This is a genomic window from Streptomyces sp. NPDC000348 (assembly GCF_042898795.1).
GTDB lineage: Bacteria > Actinomycetota > Actinomycetes > Streptomycetales > Streptomycetaceae > Streptomyces.
The window spans coordinates 1,727-3,356 of the sequence record NZ_JBIAZD010000051.1; the positions used below are offsets into that span (position 1 = coordinate 1,727).

General features: G+C 57.7%; 1 rRNA gene (only partly in view). It reads left to right on the plus strand.

The features are described from left to right. Nucleotides 1-61: 61 nt before the first annotated feature. Nucleotides 62-1,630: ribosomal RNA gene (locus ACFY3N_RS36570) — 23S ribosomal RNA — on the plus strand; it runs 1,627 nt beyond the window's last position.

Genomic DNA, 1,630 nt, shown 5'->3' on the forward strand with positions numbered 1-1,630 from the left:
GTTCGGGGTGATGGGTGGCTGGTCGTTGTTTGAGAACTGCACAGTGGACGCGAGCATCTGTGGCCAAGTTTTTAAGGGCGCACGGTGGATGCCTTGGCACCAGGAACCGATGAAGGACGTGGGAGGCCACGATAGGCCCCGGGGAGTCGTCAACCAGGCTTTGATCCGGGGGTGTCCGAATGGGGAAACCCGGCAGTCGTCATGGGCTGTCACCCTTGCCTGAACACATAGGGCAAGTGGAGGGAACGCGGGGAAGTGAAACATCTCAGTACCCGCAGGAAGAGAAAACAACCGTGATTCCGGGAGTAGTGGCGAGCGAAACCGGATGAGGCCAAACCGTATGCGTGTGAGACCCGGCAGGGGTTGCGCATGCGGGGTTGTGGGATCTCTCTTCTGTTGTCTGCCGGCAACAGGACGAGTCAGAAACCGTTGATGTAGGCGAAGGACATGCGAAAGGTCCGGCGTAGAGGGTAAGACCCCCGTAGTCGAAACGTCAGCGGCTCGTTGGAGAGACACCCAAGTAGCACGGGGCCCGAGAAATCCCGTGTGAATCTGGCGGGACCACCCGCTAAGCCTAAATATTCCCTGGTGACCGATAGCGGATAGTACCGTGAGGGAATGGTGAAAAGTACCGCGGGAGCGGAGTGAAATAGTACCTGAAACCGTGTGCCTACAAGCCGTGGGAGCGTCGCGCAAGGACTTGTCCTTGCGTCGTGACTGCGTGCCTTTTGAAGAATGAGCCTGCGAGTTTGCGGTGTGTTGCGAGGTTAACCCGGGTGGGGTAGCCGTAGCGAAAGCGAGTCCGAACAGGGCGTTTCAGTAGCACGCTCAAGACCCGAAGCGGAGTGATCTAGCCATGGGCAGGTTGAAGCGGAGGTAAGACTTCGTGGAGGACCGAACCCACCAGGGTTGAAAACCTGGGGGATGACCTGTGGTTAGGGGTGAAAGGCCAATCAAACTCCGTGATAGCTGGTTCTCCCCGAAATGCATTTAGGTGCAGCGTCGTGTGTTTCTTGCCGGAGGTAGAGCACTGGATAGGCGATGGGCCCTACCGGGTTACTGACCTTAGCCAAACTCCGAATGCCGGTAAGTGAGAGCGCGGCAGTGAGACTGTGGGGGATAAGCTCCATGGTCGAGAGGGAAACAGCCCAGAGCATCGACTAAGGCCCCTAAGCGTACGCTAAGTGGGAAAGGATGTGGAGTCGCAGAGACAACCAGGAGGTTGGCTTAGAAGCAGCCACCCTTGAAAGAGTGCGTAATAGCTCACTGGTCTAGTGATTCCGCGCCGACAATGTAGCGGGGCTCAAGCGTACCGCCGAAGTCGTGTCATTGCAGCAATCAGCCCCAACGGGTGCTGTGATGGGTAGGGGAGCGTCGTGTGCCGGGTGAAGCAGCGCCGGAAGGCAGTTGTGGACGGTTCACGAGTGAGAATGCAGGCATGAGTAGCGATTCACACGTGAGAAACGTGTGCGCCGATTGACTAAGGGTTCCTGGGTCAAGCTGATCTGCCCAGGGTAAGTCGGGACCTAAGGCGAGGCCGACAGGCGTAGTCGATGGATAACCGGTTGATATTCCGGTACCCGCTGTGAAGCGTCAAACATCGAGCATCGTGATGCTAAGGCCGTGAAGC